At 48.3% G+C, this 24071-nt stretch carries 18 protein-coding genes; 4 read left to right on the plus strand and 14 right to left on the minus strand.

What is annotated here, in order from left to right; genetic code table 11:
• Positions 1-22 precede the first annotated feature (22 nt).
• A complete protein-coding gene (gene hutU, locus DXT99_RS04030) occupies positions 23-1735 on the minus strand; it encodes a urocanate hydratase (protein ID WP_115564239.1) in 1713 nt (570 codons plus the stop codon).
• 105 nt (positions 1736-1840) lie between these two features.
• On the opposite strand from hutU, the gene DXT99_RS04035 reads away from it, so the two are divergent.
• A complete protein-coding gene (locus DXT99_RS04035; RefSeq protein ID WP_115564240.1) occupies positions 1841-2464 on the plus strand; it encodes a class I SAM-dependent methyltransferase in 624 nt (207 codons plus the stop codon).
• A 169-nt stretch (positions 2465-2633) separates the two neighbouring features.
• On the opposite strand, the gene DXT99_RS04040 is transcribed toward DXT99_RS04035, so the two are convergent.
• The 10 genes from DXT99_RS04040 to DXT99_RS04085 all read right to left on the minus strand — a co-directional run bounded on the left by DXT99_RS04040 (position 2634) and on the right by DXT99_RS04085 (position 13517).
• The gene (locus DXT99_RS04040; protein ID WP_115564241.1) at positions 2634-3584 is read right to left on the minus strand and encodes a sugar phosphate isomerase/epimerase family protein; all 951 of its coding nucleotides are present in this window, start codon (positions 3582-3584) and stop codon (positions 2634-2636) included.
• Positions 3585-3636: 52 nt separating this feature from the next.
• Positions 3637-4524, minus strand: coding sequence for a hydroxypyruvate isomerase family protein (locus tag DXT99_RS04045; protein WP_115564242.1), 888 nt, complete (start codon positions 4522-4524; stop codon positions 3637-3639).
• A gap of 27 nt (positions 4525-4551) precedes the next feature.
• Positions 4552-5817, minus strand: a complete 1266-nt coding sequence (locus DXT99_RS04050; protein WP_115564243.1) for a nucleoside permease — start codon at positions 5815-5817, stop codon at positions 4552-4554.
• 149 nt (positions 5818-5966) lie between these two features.
• On the minus strand, positions 5967-6626 hold the full coding sequence (locus DXT99_RS04055) for a 3-keto-disaccharide hydrolase (protein ID WP_115564244.1): 660 nt from the start codon (positions 6624-6626) through the stop codon (positions 5967-5969).
• 88 nt (positions 6627-6714) lie between these two features.
• Positions 6715-7302 carry a c-type cytochrome gene (locus DXT99_RS04060; RefSeq protein ID WP_115564245.1) on the minus strand — a complete coding sequence of 196 codons (588 nt, stop codon included), beginning with the start codon at positions 7300-7302 and terminating at the stop codon, positions 6715-6717.
• 20 nt (positions 7303-7322) lie between these two features.
• Positions 7323-8375, minus strand: coding sequence for a sugar phosphate isomerase/epimerase family protein (locus tag DXT99_RS04065; protein WP_115564246.1), 1053 nt, complete (start codon positions 8373-8375; stop codon positions 7323-7325).
• A gap of 7 nt (positions 8376-8382) precedes the next feature.
• Positions 8383-9552, minus strand: coding sequence for a Gfo/Idh/MocA family protein (locus tag DXT99_RS04070; RefSeq protein WP_220273347.1), 1170 nt, complete (start codon positions 9550-9552; stop codon positions 8383-8385).
• Positions 9553-9662: 110 nt separating this feature from the next.
• Entirely contained in the window at positions 9663-10229 is a 567-nt protein-coding gene (locus DXT99_RS04075; RefSeq protein WP_115564248.1) for a gluconate 2-dehydrogenase subunit 3 family protein, read from the minus strand.
• A gap of 79 nt (positions 10230-10308) precedes the next feature.
• Positions 10309-11775 (minus strand): Gfo/Idh/MocA family protein, encoded by a 1467-nt coding sequence (locus tag DXT99_RS04080; RefSeq protein ID WP_115564249.1) that lies wholly within the window; start codon positions 11773-11775, stop codon positions 10309-10311.
• A 62-nt stretch (positions 11776-11837) separates the two neighbouring features.
• Positions 11838-13517, minus strand: coding sequence for a GMC oxidoreductase (locus DXT99_RS04085; RefSeq protein ID WP_115564250.1), 1680 nt, complete (start codon positions 13515-13517; stop codon positions 11838-11840).
• Between the two features lie 485 nt (positions 13518-14002).
• Here DXT99_RS04085 and DXT99_RS04090 point away from each other — a divergent pair, with 485 nt between their 5' ends.
• Positions 14003-16450: a zinc-dependent metalloprotease gene (locus DXT99_RS04090; protein WP_115564251.1), complete on the plus strand. Its 2448-nt coding sequence runs from the start codon at positions 14003-14005 to the stop codon at positions 16448-16450.
• A gap of 97 nt (positions 16451-16547) precedes the next feature.
• Here DXT99_RS04090 and DXT99_RS04095 read toward each other — a convergent pair whose 3' ends face one another.
• The 3 genes from DXT99_RS04095 to DXT99_RS04110 form a co-directional block, all read right to left on the minus strand.
• Complete coding sequence (locus DXT99_RS04095; protein ID WP_115564252.1) at positions 16548-17402, minus strand: pirin family protein; 855 nt, start codon at positions 17400-17402, stop codon at positions 16548-16550.
• A gap of 354 nt (positions 17403-17756) precedes the next feature.
• Positions 17757-18638, minus strand: coding sequence for a cysteine synthase CysM (gene cysM, locus DXT99_RS04105; RefSeq protein ID WP_115564254.1), 882 nt, complete (start codon positions 18636-18638; stop codon positions 17757-17759).
• 191 nt (positions 18639-18829) lie between these two features.
• Positions 18830-19513: a type 1 glutamine amidotransferase domain-containing protein gene (locus tag DXT99_RS04110; protein WP_115564255.1), complete on the minus strand. Its 684-nt coding sequence runs from the start codon at positions 19511-19513 to the stop codon at positions 18830-18832.
• A 180-nt stretch (positions 19514-19693) separates the two neighbouring features.
• Here DXT99_RS04110 and dinB point away from each other — a divergent pair, with 180 nt between their 5' ends.
• Together dinB and DXT99_RS04120 are read left to right on the plus strand one after the other, a co-directional pair.
• Entirely contained in the window at positions 19694-20773 is a 1080-nt protein-coding gene (dinB, locus tag DXT99_RS04115) for a DNA polymerase IV (RefSeq protein ID WP_262511352.1), read from the plus strand.
• 179 nt (positions 20774-20952) lie between these two features.
• Entirely contained in the window at positions 20953-23445 is a 2493-nt protein-coding gene (locus DXT99_RS04120; RefSeq protein ID WP_115564257.1) for a zinc-dependent metalloprotease, read from the plus strand.
• Positions 23446-24071: the final 626 nt, after the last annotated feature.

A 24071-nucleotide genomic window follows, 5' to 3' on the forward strand; every position in this document is an offset into this window, starting at 1 on the left:
TTCACCCTTTTAGAAGGTGTGGCTATAAATCTAATCCAAACTTCTCCGCATTACCCTGCGCTGCTTCATACCCTGCATCTGCATGACGGAAAATGCCCAGGGCCGGATCATTGTATAGCACACGGCGCAAACAACGTTCAGCCCTATCAGTACCATCCGCTAAAATAACCATACCCGCATGCTGAGAATATCCGATGCCTACGCCGCCACCGTGATGAAACGATACCCAGGTGGCGCCCCCGCCGGTATTGGCCATGAGGTTAAGCAGTGGCCAGTCAGAAACGGCATCTGAGCCATCTTTCATGTCTTCCGTCTCACGGTAAGGCGAAGCGACAGAACCGCAGTCTAGGTGGTCGCGCCCTATCACCAGAGGTGCCTTCACTTTACCTTCCCGCACCAGCTGGTTAAACAGGAGTCCGGCTTTTTCCCGCTCACCCATTCCCAACCAGCAGATGCGGCAGGGCAACCCCTGAAACGCCACCTTTTCTTCCGCCTCATTCAGCCAGTGAATCATGTGCTTGTTCTCAGGGAACAATGTCTTCAGCGCTTCATCGGTCACACTTATATCTTCAGGATCTCCTGACAATGCCGCCCAACGAAACGGACCTTTACCCTCGCAAAAAAGCGGGCGGATATACTCCGGCACAAAACCGGGAATCCGGAAGGCATCTGTTTCCCCGCCCTGCTGCGCAAACTCCCGGAGGTTATTGCCATAGTCAAATACTTTACTGCCCCGTTTTTGCATCTCCAGCATACAACCGACATGGCGGGCCATGCTTTTCAGGGAGCGCTCCTTATAAGCTTCTGGAGTTGTTGACAGAAGTTCTTTAGCCTCTTTTAAGGTAAGGCCAACCGGTACGTATCCATTAAGCGGATCGTGCGCGGAAGTCTGGTCTGTAAGTATATCAGGAATAATACCTTCCTGCAGCAGGCGCTCCAGCACATCTCCTATGTTGCCGACCAAACCAACCGAAACAGCTTCGCCCTTCTCCTTTGCCTCCAGCACCCACTGCTTTGCCTCATGATAGTCTTCCGTCATTTTATGAAGATAGCGGGTTTCCAGGCGCTTCCGGATACGCTCCGGGTCAACATCCACACCCAGAAAAGTAGCTCCGGCCATAGTAGCGGCTAAAGGCTGGGCGCCACCCATGCCGCCCAACCCACCTGTTACCAGCAGCCTGTGGCGCAGGTCTCCCTTGAAATACTTTTCCCCGCAGGCCACAAAAGTTTCATAAGTGCCCTGGAGAATGCCCTGTGTGCCGATGTAGATCCAGCTGCCTGCCGTCATTTGGCCATACATAATCAGCCCACGCTTGCGCAGGTCGTTGAAGTGCTCCCATGTTGCCCAATGCGGCACCAGGTTACTGTTAGCAATCATTACCCGTGGCGCCTCCGGATGGGTGCGCACCTTCCCTACCGGCTTGCCAGATTGCACTAGCAGGCTCTCATCCTCCTCCAGTTCCAACAGGACTTCTATAATTTTACGGGCATCATCCGGGGTGCGTGCTGCCTGGCCTGTTCCGCCATATACAACCAACTCAGCGGGCGCCTCGGCTACTTCATCTGTCAGGTTATTAAGAAACATCCGTAGCGCTGCCTCTGCCTGCCAGTTTTTAGCGTTTAGCTCAGGTCCGCGAGGAGGATTGTAGACAGGATGATTCGCATACTTCTGCAGGAACTGTGCTGCTGTAAGCCTGGCCTTTTGCGGGGATGCTGGTGCAGGAATTGTGTTCATAGTTTGTAGGTTTAGATAAGCGTCTATTCAATTATGCGAAATTTTCTTTAGAAAGTATAGCGAATGTGTTTTAAATTGAGCGGAAGAACATTTTCAAACCTTGATATGAACGTACCTGCTATTGTCACTTTGCCCGCTATTTTTGGGAATATAGATATTTACCTGTTCGACCAGCTCCTGAAAGGCCGCATTAGGGAGGGTATGACAGTATTTGACGCAGGATGTGGCGCCGGAAGAAACATAGAATATTTACTAAAAGCAGGTGTAACGGTCTACGGAGCTGATATCTCAGCAGAAGCCATTAATCAAGTGCGTCAGCTAGCTTTACAGGAAAACCAGGAAGGTACAAATCAGAACTTTATAGTCGCTGACTTAGCAGATTTACCCTATCCAGATGAAAGCTTTGATGTGGTGCTTTGCAGCGCGGTACTACACTTTGCTAAAGACGAGCAGCATTTCAGAAGTATAGTGCAGGAACTATGGCGCGTACTAAAGCCTGGCGGCATGCTTTTTAGTCGGCTTAGTACGACCATTGGTATGGCAGGAAAGCTGCAACAGGTAAATGAACGCCAGTACCAGATGCCACATGGCCAAGTGTGGTTTCTGGCCGATGAGGCGCTGCTGCGGGAAATGGCATCTTTCTTACCGGCTGATTTTCTGGAGCCACTCAAGACCGTTTTAGTGGAGCAGGAAAGAAGCATGACGACGTGGGTATTGCAAAAGCAGTAAGCAGCGCCTTGAATCACTTAAGAGAATTTAAATTTTGCCCCCACTAACATTTACGGTGTGACTATAAACAATAAAGAGTCCCTTACCCTTAGCTAATGATTAGCAGCCAAGTGCAAGGGACTCTTTATTGTTTAACCTATGGCATAGAAACCTGCCACGTATAGAAGATCTACGACAGCAAGGTGTTAGTTACATAGTCATGACTCTGTCTGATGCTTTGATATGGATCCATATTCTCGGCAAAGTTTTCCTGCTCCACATATATATGCTCCACGTTAGAAGCAGACTGATTGAACAGCGACTGGTAATCGATGCTGCCACTGCCAATCTCCGTGTTCAGGGTCCTGTCGTTTCTATCCATGTCCTTCACATGCCACATCACAAAACGATTCGGATTTTCGTTCATCATGGCTACCGGGTCTTTTTCAGCTCTGTATACCCAGTAAAGATCCAATTCCATTTTCACTAACTCAGGGTCTGTCTCCTCCAATAGAATCTGATAGCCTGTTGTGTCACCAAACTGATCAAATTCAAAAGCATGGTTGTGGTAAGCCAGTTGGAGCCCCTCCTCATTTACTTTTTGTGCAGCCTCGTTGATGCGCTGTGCTAATTTTCTGTAGTCATCGGCACTCTGACGAAGTGAATCACCGATGTGAGGGATAACGATGTAAGTTTGGCCGATTGCCTTGGCTGCGTCTATAAAAGACTGGAGCATTTCCTCATTACCCCCTGATAAATAAGGGTCCATACTATAGTGACCACTCGGACTTGTTAAATTGTGAGACCTGAGCAGGTCATTAAAAGCACTTGGCTCCATTCCGAAGAAACCATTTTCCTGTGAGTAGCCATAAGTCTCTACTTTCTTGTAGCCTGCTTCAGCTACCTTCGGAATCACAACCTCTATTCCTTCACTTCCAATCTGCTCACGCAAGGAGTAAAGCTGTATACCAATCGCAGTATCTGTGTTGGCAGTTGCAGTACCGGTATCTGCTGTAGCACCCGTTGTTGCAGTGTCTTCATTGGCTTCGTTGTTTGTGCCACAGGAAATAAGGGCAGGAGTCATGAAAACCCCGGCAGACATTAAACCTGCGTATCGCAGGAAAGATCTTCTTTTGTTCATTATGCTCTTTTAAAGTATAAGTGGATAGTTTTATTTCTGAGATTAGATTAGTTTAAACATCACATATTTGAATAGCCTTCTGTAGCGAAGCCAGCTTATCTTCCTGTTCTGGAATAAACTCCTGCGCCACATATCCCTTGAATCCTGTTTCTTTGATGGCTCTCATAATGGCAGGATAATAGAGTTCCTGCGATTCATCTATTTCATGCCTGCCCGGAACACCTGCTGTATGGTAATGGGCAATATAAGGATGACTATCTCTGATGGTTCGAATAACATCTCCCTCATCAATCTGCATGTGGTAGATGTCGTATAGAAGTTTAAAGTTTTCAGAACCCGTTCTTTTTGCCAGTTCTACTCCCCAGGCGGTATGGTCGCACATATAATCTTTGTGGTCAATTTTGCTGTTTAGAAGCTCCATTACCAGCACCACCTTGTGCTTTTCAGCCAGGGGCATTATCTTTTTCAGGCCCTCGGCACAATTTTTAAGCCCTGTCTCATCATCCATTCCTTTTCTGTTTCCGCTATAACATATCAGGTTGGTATAGCCTGCCTTGGCAACGCGTGGAATCATTTCAGAGTAGTTCTTCATTAAGGTGGCATGGTATTGCGGGTCGTTCCATCCTTCCGAGAGACCTATCTCTGCTCCGTTGCACATAGTAGAATGTAATCCGTGCTTTTGCAGTGTAGGCCATTCGTTCGGACCTACCAGGTCTATGCCTTTTATACCCATTCCCTTTGCTGCCACACACAGCTCTTCTAACGAAAGGCCGCTGTAGGTCCAGCGACACACTGCGTGGTTGATATTACCTTTTAGTGGGGAAGCCTTTATATTGTCAGCTCGTGCTAATAATGGACTTATCATACCTGTAGCAGTTAAAGCGGCAGTACCTGCCAATACATTTTTAATTGCAGTTCTACGGTTAGGATGCTGTGACATAAATTGGGGTTAAATTATAAAGTATCGTTAAGGCAAGCTTGTAACTTTTATCTGCCCGGAGGCAGTATTCAGCGGCTGAGGCTCCGTAGCCTCCTGACCTGCATTCCTGTCTCTGAACAGCAGCAGGAAAAGAATCAGTACCACCGCAGCAATGCCAGCCGGTATCAGCCAAACAGACTGCCAGTTGTGGCCTCCCCCTGATGTTTGAAAAGCATCTACGATCACTCCAGACAAGAGGGAGCCAATCAGCATCCCCACACCATAGGTAGCCAGGGTAATCATGCCCTGTGCTGCACTTTTAAAGCGTGGCCCGGCAAGGTTATCAGTGTATATCTGGCCGGTCACAAAAAAGAAGTCATAGCAAATGCCATGTAAGACAATTCCCCCTATCAGCATCCAGTAATTGGTATCTATATCACCAAAAGCGAAAAATACATACCGCACAACCCAGGCAAACATCCCGATGGCCAGCATCTTCTTTACACCCAGCCTGACAAAGAACAAAGGCATCAGGAGCATAAACAGCAGCTCAGACATCTGCCCCATTGCTTGTTTCCCTGCAGCGGAATCCATCCCTAACTCGTTCAGGAACGGATTAGTAAAATTATAGTAGAATGCCAGTGGTATACAAATGGCAACAGAAGCCAGGAAAAAAGTAAGGTAAGAGCGGTTCTTCAATAAACCTATCGCCTCCAGACCTAGCATGTCACCAACAGTAGCCTTACCTGCAGCTTTTACAGGTGGCGTATGCGGCAGGTCAAAGCTGAAAAGACCCAGAACAGCAGAAGCAATAGCTGCCATACGGAAAGTAAGGCCAAGGTTTCCGTCCTGTTCCCAGTTAAGCCAACCGATGGTTAAGCCGGCAACAATCCAGCCAAGCGTACCAAGCACTCTGATTGGGGGAAATTCCTTGCTTGGATCCTGCATCTGCCGGAAAGAAACAGAGTTCACCAACGCCAGCGTAGGCATATACAGCACCATGTACACCAGGATAGTAGGATAAAACGTATCGAAATCCGTAGTGATAGAAGCATACCACAATAAAGCGGCTCCTAACAAGTGCAGCACACCAAGGATGCGTTGCGCTGGAAAAAAGCGATCCGCAATAAGACCAATGATGAAGGGAGCTGCAATTGCCCCGATAGACTGCGTTAAAAAAGCAACCCCCACCTGTGTGGCGGAGGTTGACAGTTCTGATAGTAAATAGGTACCTAGTGTAACAAACCAAGCCCCCCAGATAAAGAACTCCAGGAACATCATGAAAGACAACTTTACACGGGTAACCGGATGCATGGTTTCTTAGATTTAACTTGAGATACCTTTCAGCAACGCTAGCAGCTTTCCCAATAGCGTTATGCTCTGGATGGCATGTATTAGAGTTTTAAAAAATTTCTAATAAACTGTTTACTAAATGATTAAGCACTTAAAGTTAAAGTGCAGGATTAAAGCTCTTTGATCACAATATTTCTGTACCAGACTTCGTCACCGTGGTCCTGCAGCGCAATTTTACCTGTTTTAAAGGTTCCCCAATCGGGCATATCCGCAAACTTACTTCCGGCTACCATCGCTTTCCAGTTGTCATCCCACAGCGTAGTGTCTACTACCTGTGTTCCGTTCTGGATTAACTGCAGCTTACCGTCTTTGCTGATGATCTCCGCTTGGTTCCACTCTCCGGCTGGCTTTACATTCTCGGGACTACCTGTCACCAGATCATAGAGATCTCCTGAGCGGTGCTTAACAATTTTAGCATCCGGGTGGCCTTCGTTATCCAGCACCTGCATTTCGAGACCTGAATTATAGGTATTGGGGTACTTGGCAGGGTCTTCCTTCACATAAAAGATAATACCGCTGTTTCCGTTTTGCGCCACCTTCCAGTCCAGTTTCAGGTGAAAGTCGTCGTACTCTTCATCCGTCACAAGATCGCCCCTACTTCCCTCATCCGCTTTTGGATCCAGGTATAATGTACCATCTTCAGCCTTCCAGGCCTGCCCAGCAGTACTTTTACCGTAAGTGTGCCAGCCACTTATGGTCTGGCCATCAAACAATGGCTTCCAGTCTCCATCTTCGTTCTGTGAAGTGGCTGCTGGTGTTTCTGTGTTCATAGCCGTTTCGTTTTCTGTTTGAGATGACTGACAGGATAAGAGTACTGCAGACAGTAACACTGCGGAGAAGAAAGTACGAATCATATGTTTATTTCTTTAGTGACAACACATACTTAGCCATTTCACTGGCATCTTCACGACTTAAATCCGGATGAGGCGACATTGGTATCTGCCCCCAAACACCAGCTCCCCCTTCGATGATCTTGCCGGCCAGGTAATTAACATTCTTATCGTTGAATTCATACTTCTCGGCAACCTCTTCATAGCTAGGGCCTACCAGCCTAGCATCCACCTGGTGGCAGGCTAGGCAGTCAGAAGTAGCTATCAGGTTTTTACCTCTCTCAAAGTTCTCCTGCGTAGCAGCTGTACTGGCAGCAGTGTTTTCACGTGCAGCAGCTCCTGCTCCTGCTCCCGCCTGAGCGTCACCTGTAGTTGCTCCAGTACCTGTTGTTGTAGGCGTACGATCGGTTCCAATATTATTTAAATTGGTATCCACCTCAGACTGACGTGTTGAAGCACTTAATTCTGCCTCATTGGCAGAATCCGCATAAACAGGTGCCTCAGCTGTCGATTCTCTGTCGTAATACGACTCGTATTCTGCATTTTCTGCGTTTTCAGGGTTACTGCATGCCGCCAGAAAAGCAAAGCAGCTGGCAACCATCCATATTTTTTTCATAAGTTTTCTTTCGTTTAATATTATAAGCCTAGTATAGTACGATTTTTTGCTTCATCTACCCCAGAAGCGGCAAAATCGTCAAAAGCCTTTTCTGTTACTCTTATTATATGGTCTTGTATAAACATAGCACCTTCGCGGGCTCCGTCTTCCGGATGCTTCAGGGCACACTCCCACTCCAGCACAGCCCAGCCCTTAAAATCATACGCTGTGAGTTTGCTGAATACAGCACCAAAGTCTACCTGACCATCTCCAAGCGAACGGAAACGCCCTGCACGGTTTACCCAGCTTTGGTAGCCGCCGTACACGCCCTGCTTTCCGGTAGGATTGAATTCCGCATCTTTTACATGGAACATTCTGATACGCTCATGATAATGATCAATGTAAGAAACGTAATCCATTGCCTGTAGCACGAAGTGCGACGGGTCATATAGCAGGCAGGCTCTGGAATGGTTATTCACCGCTTCCAGAAACATTTCATAGCTCACACCATCATGCAGATCCTCACCCGGATGAATTTCATAGCAAACATCTACGCCTGCTTCGTCAAATGTGTTCAGGATAGGTGTCCATCGGTTCGCCAGTTCTTTGAAACCGGCTTCTACCAAACCTGCAGGGCGCTGAGGCCAAGGGTATACGGTATGCCATAGTAAACCTCCACTAAAAGTGCCGTGGGCAGTCAGGCCTAAATTCTGAGATGCTTTTGCGGCGTTCTTCAACTGCTGCACAGCCCATTCTGTGCGGGCTTTCGGGTTGTTGCGGTATTGCTCCGGAGCGAAGCCATCAAACAGGGTATCGTAAGCGGGGTTAACGGCTACCAACTGCCCATGCAAGTGGCTGGACAGTTCGGTTATCTTGAGTCCCTGGCCTTCCACTATCCCTTTTATCTCATCAGCATAAGTCTTACTCTCTGCCGCTTTCTGTACATCAAAATACTTCGTATCCCAGGTTGGGATCTGCACGCCTTCATAGCCTAGGCCTTTTGCCCATCGGCAAATAGACTCCAGGTTGTCAAAAGGTGGCTGATCGCCTAGAAATTGTGCTAAGAATATGGCTGGTCCTTGTATAGTCGTCATAGTCGTTTTAAATAGTGAAGTCAATCCATTTTTTGTCTGATTTGCCCGATGCAATCACATTCTCGATGAAGGCCATGCCACGCACGCCATCTTCAACACCCGGATAATCCTGCCACTCAGGCTGTGGCTCTTCACCATTCATTGCTGCTTTTACGCACAAGGCAAAGTTGCGGTAGAGGTTGGCAAATGCCTCCAGGTATCCTTCCGGGTGGCCGGCCGGAGTGCGGGAATTATGCTGTGCATACGAGCTAAGGTAGTTGCCTCCGTTTGTACGGTAAATTTCGGCAGGCCGGTCAAGCCACTTCAGCTTCAGGGTATTCTCATCCTCCTGCTGCCACTCCAGGCCTCCTCTTTCGCCATACACCCTGATTTTAACATTGTTTTCTTCACCTGCTGCAACTTGGGTGGCAAAAAGAACTCCACTGGCTCCGTTATTAAATTTAAGCAGGGCAGCACCGTCATCATCCAATTGGCGGCCTTCTACCACTACATTAATATTAGCGTTGATTTGCGTTACTGCTAAACCACTTACATACTCGGCCAGATTGAAAGCATGGGTACCAATATCACCCATAGCACCGGCTATACCACTTTGCTTGGGGTCTGTTCTCCAGGAAGCCTGCTTGAGCTGTGGGTTGTCACCTCCTTCTTTAAAGGTGCTCAGCCAACCCTGCGGATACTCCACATATACTTTGCGAATGTTACCTAACTTACCGGAAGCCACAATTTGTCTGGCTTCTTTCACCATAGGATAGCCGGTATAGGTGTGGGTCAGGCAGAACAACTTGCCGGTACGCTCTACTACCCCACGAAGTTCTAAGGCTTCAGCCAGGGAGAAAGTCATTGGCTTGTCCAGAATAACATGGAACCCGCTTTCCAGCGCTAGCTTGGCTGGTTCGAAATGCACATGATTTGGCGTCACGATGCTGATAACCTGCACCCTTTCGTTTTCCGGCAGCTGCTTCTCTTTATCGAACAGCTCCTGGTAAGTAGCATATACTCTTTCTGGAGACAAGCCTAACTCTTCGCCGCTAGCTTTAGATTTCTCCGGATTGCTGCTGAAGGCACCACATACTAACTCATATTGATTGTCTATCTGAGCTGCAATTCGGTGTACGGCCCCAATAAAGGCTCCCTGTCCGCCACCAATCATTCCTAATCTTAATTTTTGATGCATTAAAAGACTCTTTTTATAGCTTTATTTAAGTTGTTAAAATCGAAGTACAAATAAATTGCACACATGCCTTCTACGTGCGAAAAATCATTTACTATGAATCCGCAAGAAAATTATGAGACAGCCCAGGCTCTGTCACCTTTTTTATAAGGCATACAACCGTCGTACCGTCCCGGTACAGCCTCAAAGCGCAAAGCCTGTGTAGCGCCAACCTCAGATGAAAAGAACCCAAGGAGGGTGAGTTCTTTGATCATTCTGAAATAATGATTGGGCGCCCCTTCTTCTTTCGTGCGCATTTGCTCCTGTTGCTCCGCGTCCAATGCCCTTACCAGGGTGGTGCGCTGCTGGGGATTCAGTTCCATAAAATTCTTCCCAAACTCATTGTCGCTGGCTTCATTTAGCTTGGTGATGCCCTCTACAAATATTTGCTGATCTTCAGGTGCATAGCAGTCTCTCACCATAACAGCCATAAACTCACCTACATTAGCCGCCTTGGCTCCAGGAGTACTTGTGGCAGGCAGAATGGTATCTCCTACTTCATTTAAAAGCGCAACCTGCTCCTGTTGAAACAAATCACCTACTTCCAGTTTTCTGGAAGTACAGGATACCAAAAGGTCGGCACTGATTAAAGTACCACCCATTAACCAGGCTACTGCTGATATAGCTTCTCGTCTGTTCATGTTATTTTAATGACAGCGTTAATAAATATTTTCTTATTCAGGACCGGCACAGGAACTTACAAGGCCGGTATTAACAAAATTAAACCCCTAAGCTCCATCCATTTCGGTAATCCCGCTTCACGAACTGGTTTACCTCATCAAAATTGGTGATGCGCATGTTCTGGTTATCCCAAAGCAGCTTTTTGTATCTGCCTGGGTAGTCATATCCTTCACCCTCCGCTTTAGGCCTTCTGATATCATAGCCCCTAATAGCCAGGTTTGCCATGAGCAATGCTTCAGTAAGTGGGCCGGAAATCTCAAAAGGAGCACTCAGCTCTTTCTTACCGTATCCTGCAATGCAACCCTCTACCCACTGCGCATAGTGTCCGCTGGCACTGCCCGGCACACGTGCAATGGTTTGCTTCACCTTCACCTCTTCGTTTCTGGATAGCGGCAGCAAGCGTGGATTCTCAGCATAGGTACTGGACATCATTTTACCTTTAGTACCTATAAACAAGGTACCGTTCCCACCATCGCCAAACAATTCGTTCGGGCCCAGTTCCTCTGGTCGTACCGGCTGTATACCGCCATCCATCCAATGAAGTTTTACAGGACCATTTGTTTTCGATGTTTTAGGGAAGGTAAGGGTGACGTGGCTGGAGGGAGGACAGCTTTCGGGAAAGTACCCGCGCTTAAACTCATCCACGTATACACTGCCCACACTTGCCTGAACATCAGTGGCATATTGAAGTCCCAAAACACTGAACGGTGCTTCGATCAGGTGGCAACCCATGTCTCCCAGCGCTCCGGTGCCATAATCCCACCAGCCGCGCCAGTTGAAAGGCACCAGCTTTTCTACATAGTCTTTTTCAGGGGCAGTGCCCAGCCAAAGATTCCAGTCCAGGCCCTGTGGCACTTCAGCTTTACCTGTAGGCCAGGAAATGCCTTGCGGCCATACGGGTCTGTCTGTCCAGGCATAGATGGTATGCACATCACCGATAACACCGGCATCATACCATTCACGCAACTGCCGCACGCCATCGCCGGAAGCTCCCTGGTTACCCATCTGCGTGACAACTTTGTAGCGTTTGGCAGCATCGGTTAAGGCACGGGCCTCATAAATATCGTGGGTTAAAGGCTTCTGCACGTAAACGTGCTTGCCCAGTTGCATGGCGGCCATCGCCTGCACCGCATGGTTGTGGTCTGGAGTGGATATGGAAACGGCATCGAAATTCTTCGACTCCTTGTCCAGCATTTCCCGGTAATCTTTGTAGTACTTCGCCTTCGGGAAACTGGCCTTTGACTTGGCAGCTCTTTTGTCATCCACATCGCAGAGGTAGGCAATATTTGCCTTGCCACTCTTATAGAAGCTGGCCAGATCACTTTCGCCCTTACCGCCCACCCCAATACCCGCAATCACCAACTTGTCGCTGGGTGCCAGAAAACCGGGGCCTCCCAATACATGACGCGGCACAATCATGAAACCGGCTGCTGCAACGGCACCCGCTTTTAAGAAACTTCTTCTTGAACTGCTGGCGGATGAATCGGCTGTTTCCTTTTTAGACATTGCCTTCCTGTTTATAAGTGACTGAATGATTGAACACTATACCAGTTAACTCAACTATTTGATTAGATATTCTGTCGCTTTAACTCATTCACAGCATGGTCTACTGCTCTTGCGGTAAGTGCCATATAAGTGAGCGAAGGGTTCTGATTTCCGGCAGAGGTCATGCAGGCGCCATCGGTTACGTACACGTTAAGTGCATCCCACACCTGGTTGTTTCCATTGAGCACAGAAGTTTTAGGATCTCTTCCCATGCGTGCTGTTCCCATCTCGTGTATGCCCTGCCCTAAGCCATAGCCTGCATCGTAGGTTTGCACGTTTTTGATACCGGCCATTTCCAGCATCTCAGCAGCGTCCGCACTCATGTCCTTACGCATTTTACGCTCATTCTCCTTTATTTCAGCATCAATGGCCAATACTGGCAGCCCCCACTTGTCTTTCACATTTTGATCCAGACTGATCTTGTTCTCGTGATAAGGCAGTGTTTCACCGAAGCCGTTGATACCCATTGTCCATTGGCCTGGTTCTGTCAGGGCGTCTTTGAATTCGCCTCCCACATTCATTTCGGCAATCTCTCGGCTCCATCCTTCACGGCCTGCGCTGCCTTGATAACCGAAGCCACGGATGTAATCACGCTTATCGTCTCCGATGTTTCGGTAACGTGGAATATAGATACCGTTTGGCCGGCGACCATAGTAGTACTTGTCTTCGTAGCCTTCTACTGTACCGTTAGCTCCCGTACGGAAGTGGTGGTCCATCAGGTTGTGGCCTAATTCACCGCTGCTGCTGCCAAGGCCTTCCGGCCATACATCGGTAGCTGAATTCATCAGTACCCATGTAGAATTCAGCGCAGAGGCATTCAGGAACACCACTTTGGCCAGGTACTCATAGGTCTGGTTTGTCTCTGCATCCAGCACCTCCACTCCTCTTGCTTTCTTAGTGTCTTTATCATAAAGCACACGTGTAACAATAGAGAAAGGACGTAAAGTTAGATTACCAGTAGCCATGGCAGCCGGCAAAGTAGCAGACTGTGTACTGAAATAGGCGCCGAAGGGGCAACCCAACCAGCAATGGTTACGGTACTGGCAGTTGGTTCTGTTAGAGTGGGCCTGGGTAAGGTTTGCTACCCTGCCAATGATCATGTGTCGGTTATTATTGTAATGCGCTTTGATACGGGCAGCCACATCTTTCTCCACACAGTTCATGTCCATCGGAGGCAGGAATTCACCATCCGGAAGATGTGGGATATTTTCTTTCGAGCCACTGATGCCGGCAAAACGCTCTGCATGGCTGTACCAGGGGGCCAGGTCAGCGTAACGGATAGGCCAGTCTACTGCAATGCCATCTTTTGCATTGGCTTCGAAGTCCAGGTCGCTCAGGCGATAGCTCTGCCGCCCCCACGTAAGAGACCTGCCTCCCACATGGTAGCCACGGTACCAATCGAAGCGCTTAACTTCGACATAAGGGCTTTCCTTTTCATTCACCCAGTAATCCAGGTTTCGTTCGTTCAGCACGTAATCCCGTTTCAGCACAGGGTAGTTCTCGATCATCTCCTGTGTACGGCCACCACGGTGCTCAAATTCCCAGGGAGCCTTTGTCGCGTTTACATAATCCTTCACGTGTTCTATGTTCCGTCCACGCTCCAGCATGAGAGTTTTTAAGCCTTTCTCGGTAAGTTCTTTGGCAGCCCAACCGCCAGAAATTCCGGAACCTACTACAATTGCATCATAAACATTTTCAGCCATAATTCAGGGTGATTCGCTTTAAAAGTCAACTAAGATCAACATTCTCATGATGGAGGAAGACATGCCAAAAGGCTTAGCCAGAACTGCAGCACGACAAATGAACGAATAAGTATAAAGTTTAAATCAAACAAAAACAAGTTATACAGCGAAATACTGCTGCTTGTACCTGAGTACTCACTGTAATATAGAAGCCTAAATATAGGAATATTATGTTTTGGCGGCGATAGTTCCTGCTCTGGCCCTTTAAGTTAGCTATGTACAGAATATGGAAACACAAAGGATGTACGAAACGCTGGAAATTTTTCTTTCGCACCATTCACATTTTAAATTATATGAATGACCTGAAAGCCATTTCCTGGTGAGCGTAGCATTGCAGTTGTGTTGTATGGCAGCCCTCCTTAATGTTGACTCTCATTAATCCACTTTTCCTGTTACCTATAAAACCTTATCTTTCCCTTTCTATTCATTAGCACTATCATATAAACATGAGAAACACCCTTCGCAAACTCAGGCTACTGCTGCTGTTACTGCCATTCATGGTAAACATGGCCTTAGCTCAGAAACTCCCTAGTATTGTCTCCAAAACGGAAGGCATGAAACGATACCCCGGCTACTTTACCTTTTACTGGGATGAAGCCGGAGGCAAAGTCTGGCTAGAAATCAACCGCTTTGATACCGACTTTTTATATGTCAACTCCCTCGCCGCCGGACTGGGCTCCAACGATATCGGCCTCGACCGTGGGCAGCTGGGGGGCGAGCGTGTGGTTTCTTTCCGTAAAATTGGCCCGAAAGTAATGCTGGTGCAACCGAATTTAAGCTACCGCGCCAACACCACTAACCGGAACGAAGCCCGCGCGGTAGAAGAGTCCTTTGCACAGTCTATCCTTTGGGGGTTTAAAGCTGAGGCTGAAGAGGGAGGCCGCGTGTTGGTAGACGCTACCGATTTCCTGCTCCGCGATGCACATGATGTTATCGGAAGCCTGAAAGGCAGCAGACAGGGAAGTTACCGACTCGATGCCAGCCGCTCTGCCTTATACCTACCCCGCACAATGAACTTCCCAAAGAACACGGAGTTTGAAGCCATGCTGACTTTTACCGGGGGCGACGATGCCGGGCGTTATGTGCGTGAGGTGGCCCCGGATGTGCAGGCCCTTACCATGCGCCAGCACCACTCTTTTATTCAGCTGCCGGACGGTAATTATGAACCCCGAAAAATGGACCCTCGGGCGGGCTACTTCGGCATAACGTACTATGACTATGCTACTCCCGTCGGCGAAGACATTGAGAAACGCTTTATTGCCCGGCACCGGTTGCAGAAAAAAAATCCGGGTGCTGCCCGTTCAGAGGCAGTGGAACCAATCGTATATTATGTAGACAATGGCGCACCGGAGCCAATCCGGACTGCCTTGCTGGAAGGAGCCCGCTGGTGGAACCAGGCGTTTGAAGCGGCTGGTTACCAGAACGCTTTCAAGGTAGAAGTACTGCCCGATTCGGCTGATCCGATGGATGTGCGCTATAATGTGATACAATGGGTGCACCGCAGCACACGCGGCTGGTCCTACGGCGCAACCGTTACAGACCCGCGCACCGGTGAAATCATTAAAGGGCATGTATCACTGGGTTCTCTGCGGGTGCGCCAGGATTATCTGATTGCAGAAGGATTGCTGGCGCCATACCAGGAAGGAAAGCCGGAGTCAGAGGAAATGATGCAGATGTCACTGGCCCGCATCCGGCAGCTTTCGGCGCATGAACTGGGCCATACGCTGGGCATTATGCACAACTATGCCGCCAGTGTAAGCGACCGCGCCTCGGTAATGGATTACCCGCACCCACTGGTGCAGCTGGATAAAGGCGGTAACCTGAATCTCTCTAACGCCTATGCCGCAGGCATTGGAGAATGGGACAAGGTAGCTGTGACGTATGGTTATGAAGATTTTCCGGAAGGAGTGAACGAAGAACAGGCTTTAAACAAGCTGTTGCTGAGTGGTATCGACCGCGGTCTGCAGTTTATCTCCGACCGCGACGCAAGAGCGACAGGTGGCGCACACCCGCAAGCGCACCTGTGGGACAATGGACCTGATGCAGCTGAAGAACTGAGAAACGTGCTGGCCGTGCGCCAGAAAGCGCTTCAGAACTTTTCACCGAATAACATTAAGCCCGGAATGCCTTATGCACTGTTAGAAGATGTTCTGGTGCCGGTATACAATTACCACCGCTATCAGACGGAAGCTACCGCCAAACTAGTGGGAGGCGTGAACTATACTTACGCTGTCCGTGGAGACAAGCAAACAGTAACAGCGCCCTTAGACAAAAAAACACAGCAGCAGGCGCTGGATGCTTTGCTGGCCACACTGCAGCCGGACGTGCTTACTGTGCCCGAACACATTATTAAGCTGATTCCACCGCGCCCGCCAGGCTACCAGGCATCACGAGAGTTATTCGACAAGCGCACAGGCCTAACCTTTGACCCAATGGCCGCCGCCGAAGCCTCTGCTGATTTCACTATGAGCATGCTGCTGCACCCCGAACGCGCAGCAAGGCTGGTAGAATTGCAGGCCCGCCACAACAGCCTGGGATTAAGCGATGTGACAGACCAACTGGTGAAGAGCACCTTTAAAGCAACACGCAAGAAAGGTCTGGAAGAACAGGTGCAGCAGCAAACGGAGCAAGTGGTATTAACACACCTGCTGGCGCTGGCCAACAACGAAAGCACCTCATACCAGGCGCGCGCTGTAGCTAGCCTGACACTGAACAACCTGAAAGACTACCTCCAGCGCCAGACCCGCCGCATGGGCGACAGCCCTTATAAGGCCCACCTGACTTACGCCATAGAGCGTATCGAAAATCCAGGTATGGTGACCGTGAAGCTCCCGCAGCATAAAGATCTTCCTCCTGGTGCTCCGATTGGCAGTGGGGTGATGGGATGTGAGTAGAATGATTGAGATTAAATGAAAAGCGGCCCTGCCAGTTATACCTGGCAGGGCCGCTTTTCATTTAGTTTAAGATATGGGTACTATAACATTATATGTCTTATTCGTGCCAGCTACCCATTTTGCCAGCCTGGTAGTCGCGGAAGGCTTCCTGTATTTCCTGCTCTGAGTTCATTACAAAAGGACCTTGGGCCACAACCGGCTCATTAAATGGAAGGGCGTGGCCAAAGAGCAGCACCGCATCCTCAAGGGCTTCAACTTTTATTTCATCACCATCCTGCTCAAACTCCACAAGGTGTAGCTTTTCTACCGGCTCATTATTTACGTTTACCTTTCCGCGTACTACATAAAAGAAGATATTGCGTTCGGCTGCCACTGTTGTTGTGAAGGTGCCGCCTTTCTGCAACTCTATACTACTCATATCAATTCCGCCCAAGGAATCGATTGGCCCCTGCACATCACCCCATTTACCGGAAATGACATTGACTTTTACGTTACCGTTATCTTCTGTAGCCGTTGGTATCTGGTCCTGCTGCAGGCCTATATAATTAGGTTTAACCATTTTGTGTTTGGCAGGCAGGTTAAACCATAGCTGCAGAATCTCAAGAGGGCCTCCCTCCTTTTTAAATTTATCGGAGGAGATTTCAGCATGTATCAATCCTGAGCCAGCGGTCATCCATTGCACTCCTCCTTTTTCAATCACGCTTTTGCCGCCGCCAGTGTCCTGGTGCATGATATCACCTTCCAGAATGAACGTCAGCGTTTCGAAGCCACGGTGCGGGTGCGGCCCGAATGGCAAACCATTATTTTTCGGCTTGTATGTTTGTGGTCCGTGGTGGTTCAGAAATAGAAACGGATCTATATACTCTACCTCACGCGTAGGCAGCGCCCGATAGGTAATAAGATCAGCAATGGGAGCGCTGGTGGCTTTGTATTTCTTTTTTATTTTTCTCATCGTCATTTTTGCTTCTTATGATTTTACCTGCTAATTAATGTATGTACATACAAAATAGCAAATTGTTTAAACTTTGATGTTATAGCCTAATAGAATACAGCCTGAAACCTGCTTTGAACATTTTCTCCTTGATTAGCGAAAAGCCATGACTTTGCAGCGCAGGGAAAGTTTCTATGGCAGGACTACAAAAAAAAGCTTCTCATTTATTCATAGTACACCCTTCACTACGAAAATTTGGCAGCTAGTGTATACAATGAAACCTCGATGTAAAAGAAAGAAGCCGGACATACAGCTGATTAAGCTTGTCCGGCTTCTGGTAACAGTTTCTTTTGCCACCTATTATTTTGCTGTTGCCTAGGCGAACAGGTCAGAAGACAGGTACCGATCGCCTCTATCGCAGATAATACATACCACTACCCCTTCCTCTAAGTCTTCTATCAGTTTAGTGGCCGCAAAAACGGCGCCTCCGCTGCTCATGCCCGCAAATACCCCTTCCTCTTTTGCGAGCCGCCTGGTCATAGCAGTGGCTTCCTCCTGAGACACATCAATGGTGATATCTACGCGCTCTTTTTCAAAAATTTTGGGCAGGTACTCCTGCGGCCAGCGGCGTATACCGGGAATCTGCGAACCTTCTACAGGCTGTGTGCCAACAATCTGAACGATGCTGTTCTGCTCCTTCAGATAGCGTGACACACCCATGATAGTACCCGTTGTTCCCATAGAAGAGACAAAATGCGTCACCTCTCCGTTGGTGCCCCGCCAAATTTCCGGGCCGGTAGATTGGTAATGCGCTATATAGTTATCCGGGTTTGCAAACTGGTTCAGCAAGAGGTAGCCTCCCTGCGCCACTTTATCGTTCACATAATCAATCGCTCCTTCCATAGAGCTTTCAGCGGGTGTGAGTGTCACTGTGGCACCATAAGCTTCCATTGTCAGCACACGCTCCTGAGTGGCATTTGCTGGCATTACGAGCTCTATCTCCACACCAAAAAGACGCGCAATCATGGCCAGTGCAATGCCGGTGTTGCCACTGGTAGCCTCAATTAATTTCATGCCAGGCTTCAGTTCGCCACGGTCCAAGGCGCCTTTGATCATGCCATACGCGGCACGGTCTTTTACGCTACCGCCGGGGTTGTTACCTTCCAGCTTTGCGTATAGTTTAACACCGGGTTTTGTATTTATATGCTGCAGCTCCACCATTGGAGTGTTGCCAATTAAATCAAGTAGCGTAGCCATTTGTGTTGGTTATGTTATGTGCCATTTTCCTTAACCACAAAAGTAAGGGGTTTGTTGGAAAACGGGTAAAGAAAAACATCTACCCTCTACTCTTATGGCAGGATGAGTTAACCACCATTTAACATAAAAACCCCACTTAACAATTTTATGTCAAGTGGGATTATGAAATAATGCGCTATAGCAGAAACCAATTATCTATTCATCAGCCTCAGCAGTTCTTCAGCCGCCCCTTCTGAGGAAGCAGGATTCTGGCCTGTAATCAGGATACCATCACGCACTATATGCGGCTGCCAGTCTTCTACCTTTGAATAATGGCCTCCCAACTCTTTCAGCTTATCCTCCAGTAAAAACGGTACAACTTCTGTCAGTTTCACAGCCTCTTCTTCTGTGTTGGTAAAACCTGTCACATTCTTTCCTTTCACCAAAGGCTCACCGTCTCCCCCTTTCACTTTTGCAAATACAGCCGGTGCATGACACACCGCTGCAATCGGCTTCTTCTGCTTCGCAAAGTTCTCAATCAGCCTGATAGAATCTTCACTGTTTGTCAGGTCCCACAGTGGCCCGTGGCCTCCGGGGTAAAAGACTGCGTCGTAATCATCTGCCTTCACCTCACTCAGCTTCACCGTCTGTGACAGCTTCTTTTGTAAGTCCTGGTCGTCATTAAAGCGGTTTGTAGCCTCTGTCTGGGCTCCGGGAGCTTCGCTGCTCGGGTCCACCGGCGGCTTACCTCCTGCCGGTGACGCCAGTGTGATGTCTACACCAGCATCGGACAATACGTAATATGGAGCGGCAAATTCTTCAATCCAAAAACCTGTTTTATGTCCTGTATCCCCTAGTTTATCATGGGAGGTTAATACAAAAAGTACTTTTTTCATAGCTTATAATTTATGGTTGCTTACTGATTTGTTCTTTATATACGGCTGCCCTCCCTACTATATACATGCAACCTGCTACCGACTGGTGTGTACCGACAAAATTCAAAGACAGACAGCGAGTTGCCAGCACAGGAAATTAAATGCCGTAATTCGTACCTTTGCCTCCTAACCGCATCTGTATTGAGTCAAGCAATCCGAAAGATAATCCACGTGGACATGGACGCTTTTTTTGCGTCGGTGGAGCAGCGCGATCACCCCGAACTGCGTGGAAAGCCCGTGGCGGTGGGTGGTTCGAGGGAACGTGGTGTGGTGGCTGCGGCCAGTTACGAAGCCCGCAGGTTTGGTGTGCATTCAGCGCTGGCCTCTAAAATTGCAGCACAGCGTTGCCCGCAACTTATTTTTGTAAAGCCCCGGTTCGAGGTATACAGTGCGGTGTCGCGGCAGATAAGGGAGATCTTCTTTTCCTATACCGACCTGGTGGAGCCGCTGTCGCTGGATGAAGCCTACCTGGACGTGACGGAAAACAAGATTGGCATGCCCTCTGCCAGCATTATCGCCAAAGAAATAAAAGCGCGTATTGCAGAGGTAACCGGGCTAACCGCTTCAGCAGGTGTCTCCTATAATAAGTTTCTGGCAAAGCTTGCATCCGACATGGACAAGCCAAATGGCTTCACTCTTATCACACCAGATAAAGCGGAGGCAATTGTCGCAGGTTTATCCATAGATAAATTCCACGGCATTGGCAAAGTGACAGCGGCAAAAATGCAAAGTATGGGCATTGTAACAGGTGCCGACCTGCGTCAGCGTTCAGAGGAAGAACTGGTGCGCAACTTCGGCAAGGTAGGGCGCTACTACTACCGCATTTCCCGCGCCCAGGACGAGCGCGAGGTACAGCCACACCGCATCCGCAAATCCATTGGCTCAGAGCGTACCTTTGATGCGGACCTGACGGAGGAGTATGACATGCTGGAGCGCCTGCAGTATCTGGCAGAGGAAGTTGCCCAGGACATGGCACGGCTGAAAGCCACCGCCAAAACGGTAACGGTGAAAATCAAATATTTCGATTTCACGCTGAACACCCGCAGCAAAACCTACCTCAGCGAGTTCAGCTCCGCTGATGCCATTTTCACCATTGCACGTGACCTGCTGCGCACGCCGCAACTCCCTGCTTACCCGGTGCGCCTGCTTGGCATCGCCGTGTCTTCTCTCCTTTACCAGCACGACAAACAGGAAGGCTACCAACTAACAATAGAGTTCTAGCACAAGAATTCACGAGGCTACTTGTGCAAGACTATAAAGCAAAAAGCGTTATATAAAAATCTCTATTAAACCTTCTTCTTAGTCCGCAGTCTTAAGAAAAGCTGCACCTGCTTAGAAGTTTCAGCACAAATCTCTATTTTCGAAAAACTTTACCTAACAAACCTATCTTAATTAACCTGATGCAAAAAAAATTACGCTATGCGCCCATAGTGGCCTTGCTGCTGACGGGTTGTACACTAGCCTCACCGGCCACAGCCCAGAAAGACAAGAAAAAAAATAAAGCCAGGCAAGAGGCTACTGCGGCTTCACCCACAAATAAAGATGACGGTTCTCCAAAGGCTTATGCCGAGGTGATAACAGCCAAAGCGGTCACCGATGATGGCCTCTTCAAAGTACACCGTATCGATGAAAAATATTTTTACGAAATACCGGACACGCTCCTGAACCGTGATATGCTAATGGTTAGCCGCATAGCCAAAACGGCGAACAACGTTGGCTACGGCGGTGAAGAGCTGAATACGCAGATGCTGCGCTGGGAGAAGAAAGGCAACCGTGTGCTGCTCCGGGTAGTATCCACTGAAAACGTAGCCGCTGACACCCTTGAAATTTTCCGGTCCGTGCAGAACTCAAATTTGGCTCCTGTGGTACAGGCTTTTGATATTAAAGCCTTTGGTGAGGGAACGCAGGTGGTAGAGGTGACAGACTTCTTCTCTAAAGATGTGCCTGCCCTTGGTCTGGATAAAGACAGCCGTGAAAAGTATAAAGTAAAGAAACTCGATGACAAGCGCTCATTCATAGAAAGCGTAAAGAGTTTCCCACTGAACATTGAGGCACGTTCTCTGATGACGTATGACGCGACGGATGCCCCATCCAATTCTTCAACCGGAACTATATCAGTGGAACTGAACCACTCGATGGTGTTGCTGCCTAAGACTCCGATGGCTGCCCGTAAATTTGATCAGCGGGTCGGGTTCTTCACTATTTCTCAGACAGACTATGGTACAGATGAGCAGCGGGCCGCTGCCCGCAAGTATATTGTGCGCTGGAGGCTGGAGCCAAAAGACACGGAAGCCTATGCCCGTGGCGAACTGGTAGAGCCAAAGAAACAGATTGTCTATTACATTGATCCGGCCACTCCTATGAAATGGCGCCCTTACCTGAAGCAGGGCGTGCAGGACTGGAACAAAGCGTTTGAGGCGGCAGGGTTCAAAAATGCGATTGTGGCCAAAGACCCGCCTTCTTATGAGGAAGACCCGGAGTTCAGCCCGGAAGATGTACGTTATTCCGTTATCCGCTACTTCTCTTCTGAGACGCAGAATGCCTATGGTCCCAACGTGCATGATCCCCGTTCCGGTGAAATCCTGGAAAGTGATATCGGCTGGTACCATAACGTGATGAACCTTGTCCGCAACTGGTATTTCATTCAAACAGCAGCCGTTAACCCTGATGCCCGCAGTGTGAAATTCAAGGATGAAGTAATGGGTGAGTTAATCCGATTTGTGGCCGCTCACGAGGTAGGCCACACCTTAGGTTTGCCGCACAACATGGGATCCAGTGCCGCTTACCCTGTAGAGAAGCTGCGTGACGCTGAGTTCACTAAAACCATGGGCACGGCACCTTCTATTATGGATTATGCCCGCTTTAACTATGTGGCACAGCCGGAAGACAAAGGAGTAGCCTTGATGCCCGCCATTGGCGTGTACGACAAGTACGCCGTGCAATGGGGCTACTCATACTTTCCTGAGAAGAACGGTTCGGATAATACTGAAAAACTTGCCTCCTGGATTAAGGCCCACGAAAATGACCCGATGTATCGCTTTGGACGCCAGACAGGCCGCCCAACAGACCCTTCTTCGCAGACAGAAGATTTGAGCGACGATGCAATGAAGGCCAGCACCTATGGTATTGCCAATTTAAAGCGTATCGTGCCGAACCTGATTTCCTGGACAGCCGAGGATAATAAAGACTATGCTGACCTGGAGGAAATGTACCTGCAGGTGCTGGGCCAGTGGAACCGTTACATGGGCCATGTAACCAGTAACATCGGTGGGGTGTATGAAAATTACAAGACCTACGATCAGAAGGGCGATGTATACAGCACGGTGCCAAAAGAAAAGCAGCAACGTGCTATGAAGTTTCTTAATGAGCAGAGCTTCGCTACCCCAACCTGGATGCTGGATGAAAACATTCTGCGCAAAATCGAATCTGCCGGAACAGTGGACCGGGTGCGGAATGCGCAGGTAAACGTGCTGAACAATGTGCTGGAACCAGGCCGCATGGCGCGTGTACTGGAAGCTCAGGCGATGCTGGGTGACAAAACCTATACCCTGCCAGAGATGATGGCTGATTTGCGCACTGGTATCTGGTCAGAGATTGCAACAGGCAAGACGATTGATATGTATCGCCGCAACTTGCAGCGAGGCTATATTGAGCGTATGGAGTACCTGATGAAAGAAGAGCCGGCTGCAGTATCAGGCAGAGCACGTTCATTTATGGGTGTTACGCCTATCAAGGTGTCACAATCTGATATACGTCCGATGGTACGGGGCGAACTGAACCTGCTGCGTAACCAGATTAAAGGCTCTATCGCTAAGACCAAAGACACCATGACGAAGTACCACCTGCAGGACGCGCTTGTACGTATCGATGCTATTCTTGACCCAAAGAGTTAAGCACATACTAATACAGAGTCATAAAAAGTATAGCTCTGGCCTGTTTGGTCGGAGCTATTCTTTTTATATCAGGTTTGGAACAGACTCTGATGTAACAAATCAATGCTCCATGAGCTTATATTCACCGTTGTTGCGTTTTTATCATCAATGGTATACAGGTCAAAGGAATTACAGAAAGGCTTTAAGAAAATCAAAATGATCTTGTATTACTGTGGCACTTGTGCTGATAAAGCAGCTCTTATTGTAAGCGTAAGGAATCTATCAAAGCTAATACCGTCTCCTTTTCTTGTAAGAGTTTTTTCTGGCGTCAGGTGTGGTAAAAAAAATTTAACCATGAACTAGTGAACGATTTAAAATAAGGCTCAATGAAGATTGATGCGAATAAATATTATAACATATAAATATGAAGCTTATATGATGACAATAAAATATACAAAAACTATTTTCTTAACTAACGGAAATCAAAGGACATAGCAAAACTTCATCTCTAATATATATAAGGTTATAAATTAAAGATGAACCATTTTAATGCCTTTAAAGTGCTTGACTATTAAGAAAGATATCCTAAGGGGCGGCGACATCTGTTGACTGATCGTCAGGATAATCAAATTATTACAGTACCTTTG

Source organism: Pontibacter diazotrophicus (assembly GCF_003367245.1).
Lineage (GTDB): Bacteria > Bacteroidota > Bacteroidia > Cytophagales > Hymenobacteraceae > Pontibacter > Pontibacter diazotrophicus.

Coding starts and splice junctions, on each gene's coding strand:
- DXT99_RS04040 (WP_115564241.1), bottom strand. CDS start 3,584: ATGAACAAAAGAAGATCTTTCCTGCGATACGCAGGTTTAATGTCTGCC.
- cysM (WP_115564254.1), bottom strand. CDS start 18,638: ATGGCTACGCTACTTGATTTAATTGGCAACACTCCAATGGTGGAGCTG.
- DXT99_RS04090 (WP_115564251.1), top strand. CDS start 14,003: ATGAGAAACACCCTTCGCAAACTCAGGCTACTGCTGCTGTTACTGCCA.
- DXT99_RS04060 (WP_115564245.1), bottom strand. CDS start 7,302: ATGAAAAAAATATGGATGGTTGCCAGCTGCTTTGCTTTTCTGGCGGCA.
- DXT99_RS04095 (WP_115564252.1), bottom strand. CDS start 17,402: ATGAGAAAAATAAAAAAGAAATACAAAGCCACCAGCGCTCCCATTGCT.
- DXT99_RS04075 (WP_115564248.1), bottom strand. CDS start 10,229: ATGAACAGACGAGAAGCTATATCAGCAGTAGCCTGGTTAATGGGTGGT.
- DXT99_RS04120 (WP_115564257.1), top strand. CDS start 20,953: ATGCAAAAAAAATTACGCTATGCGCCCATAGTGGCCTTGCTGCTGACG.
- DXT99_RS04045 (WP_115564242.1), bottom strand. CDS start 4,524: ATGTCACAGCATCCTAACCGTAGAACTGCAATTAAAAATGTATTGGCA.
- DXT99_RS04050 (WP_115564243.1), bottom strand. CDS start 5,817: ATGCATCCGGTTACCCGTGTAAAGTTGTCTTTCATGATGTTCCTGGAG.
- DXT99_RS04070 (WP_220273347.1), bottom strand. CDS start 9,552: ATGCATCAAAAATTAAGATTAGGAATGATTGGTGGCGGACAGGGAGCC.
- DXT99_RS04080 (WP_115564249.1), bottom strand. CDS start 11,775: ATGTCTAAAAAGGAAACAGCCGATTCATCCGCCAGCAGTTCAAGAAGA.
- DXT99_RS04085 (WP_115564250.1), bottom strand. CDS start 13,517: ATGGCTGAAAATGTTTATGATGCAATTGTAGTAGGTTCCGGAATTTCT.
- hutU (WP_115564239.1), bottom strand. CDS start 1,735: ATGAACACAATTCCTGCACCAGCATCCCCGCAAAAGGCCAGGCTTACA.
- DXT99_RS04055 (WP_115564244.1), bottom strand. CDS start 6,626: ATGAACACAGAAACACCAGCAGCCACTTCACAGAACGAAGATGGAGAC.
- DXT99_RS04065 (WP_115564246.1), bottom strand. CDS start 8,375: ATGACGACTATACAAGGACCAGCCATATTCTTAGCACAATTTCTAGGC.
- DXT99_RS04110 (WP_115564255.1), bottom strand. CDS start 19,513: ATGAAAAAAGTACTTTTTGTATTAACCTCCCATGATAAACTAGGGGAT.
- DXT99_RS04035 (WP_115564240.1), top strand. CDS start 1,841: ATGAACGTACCTGCTATTGTCACTTTGCCCGCTATTTTTGGGAATATA.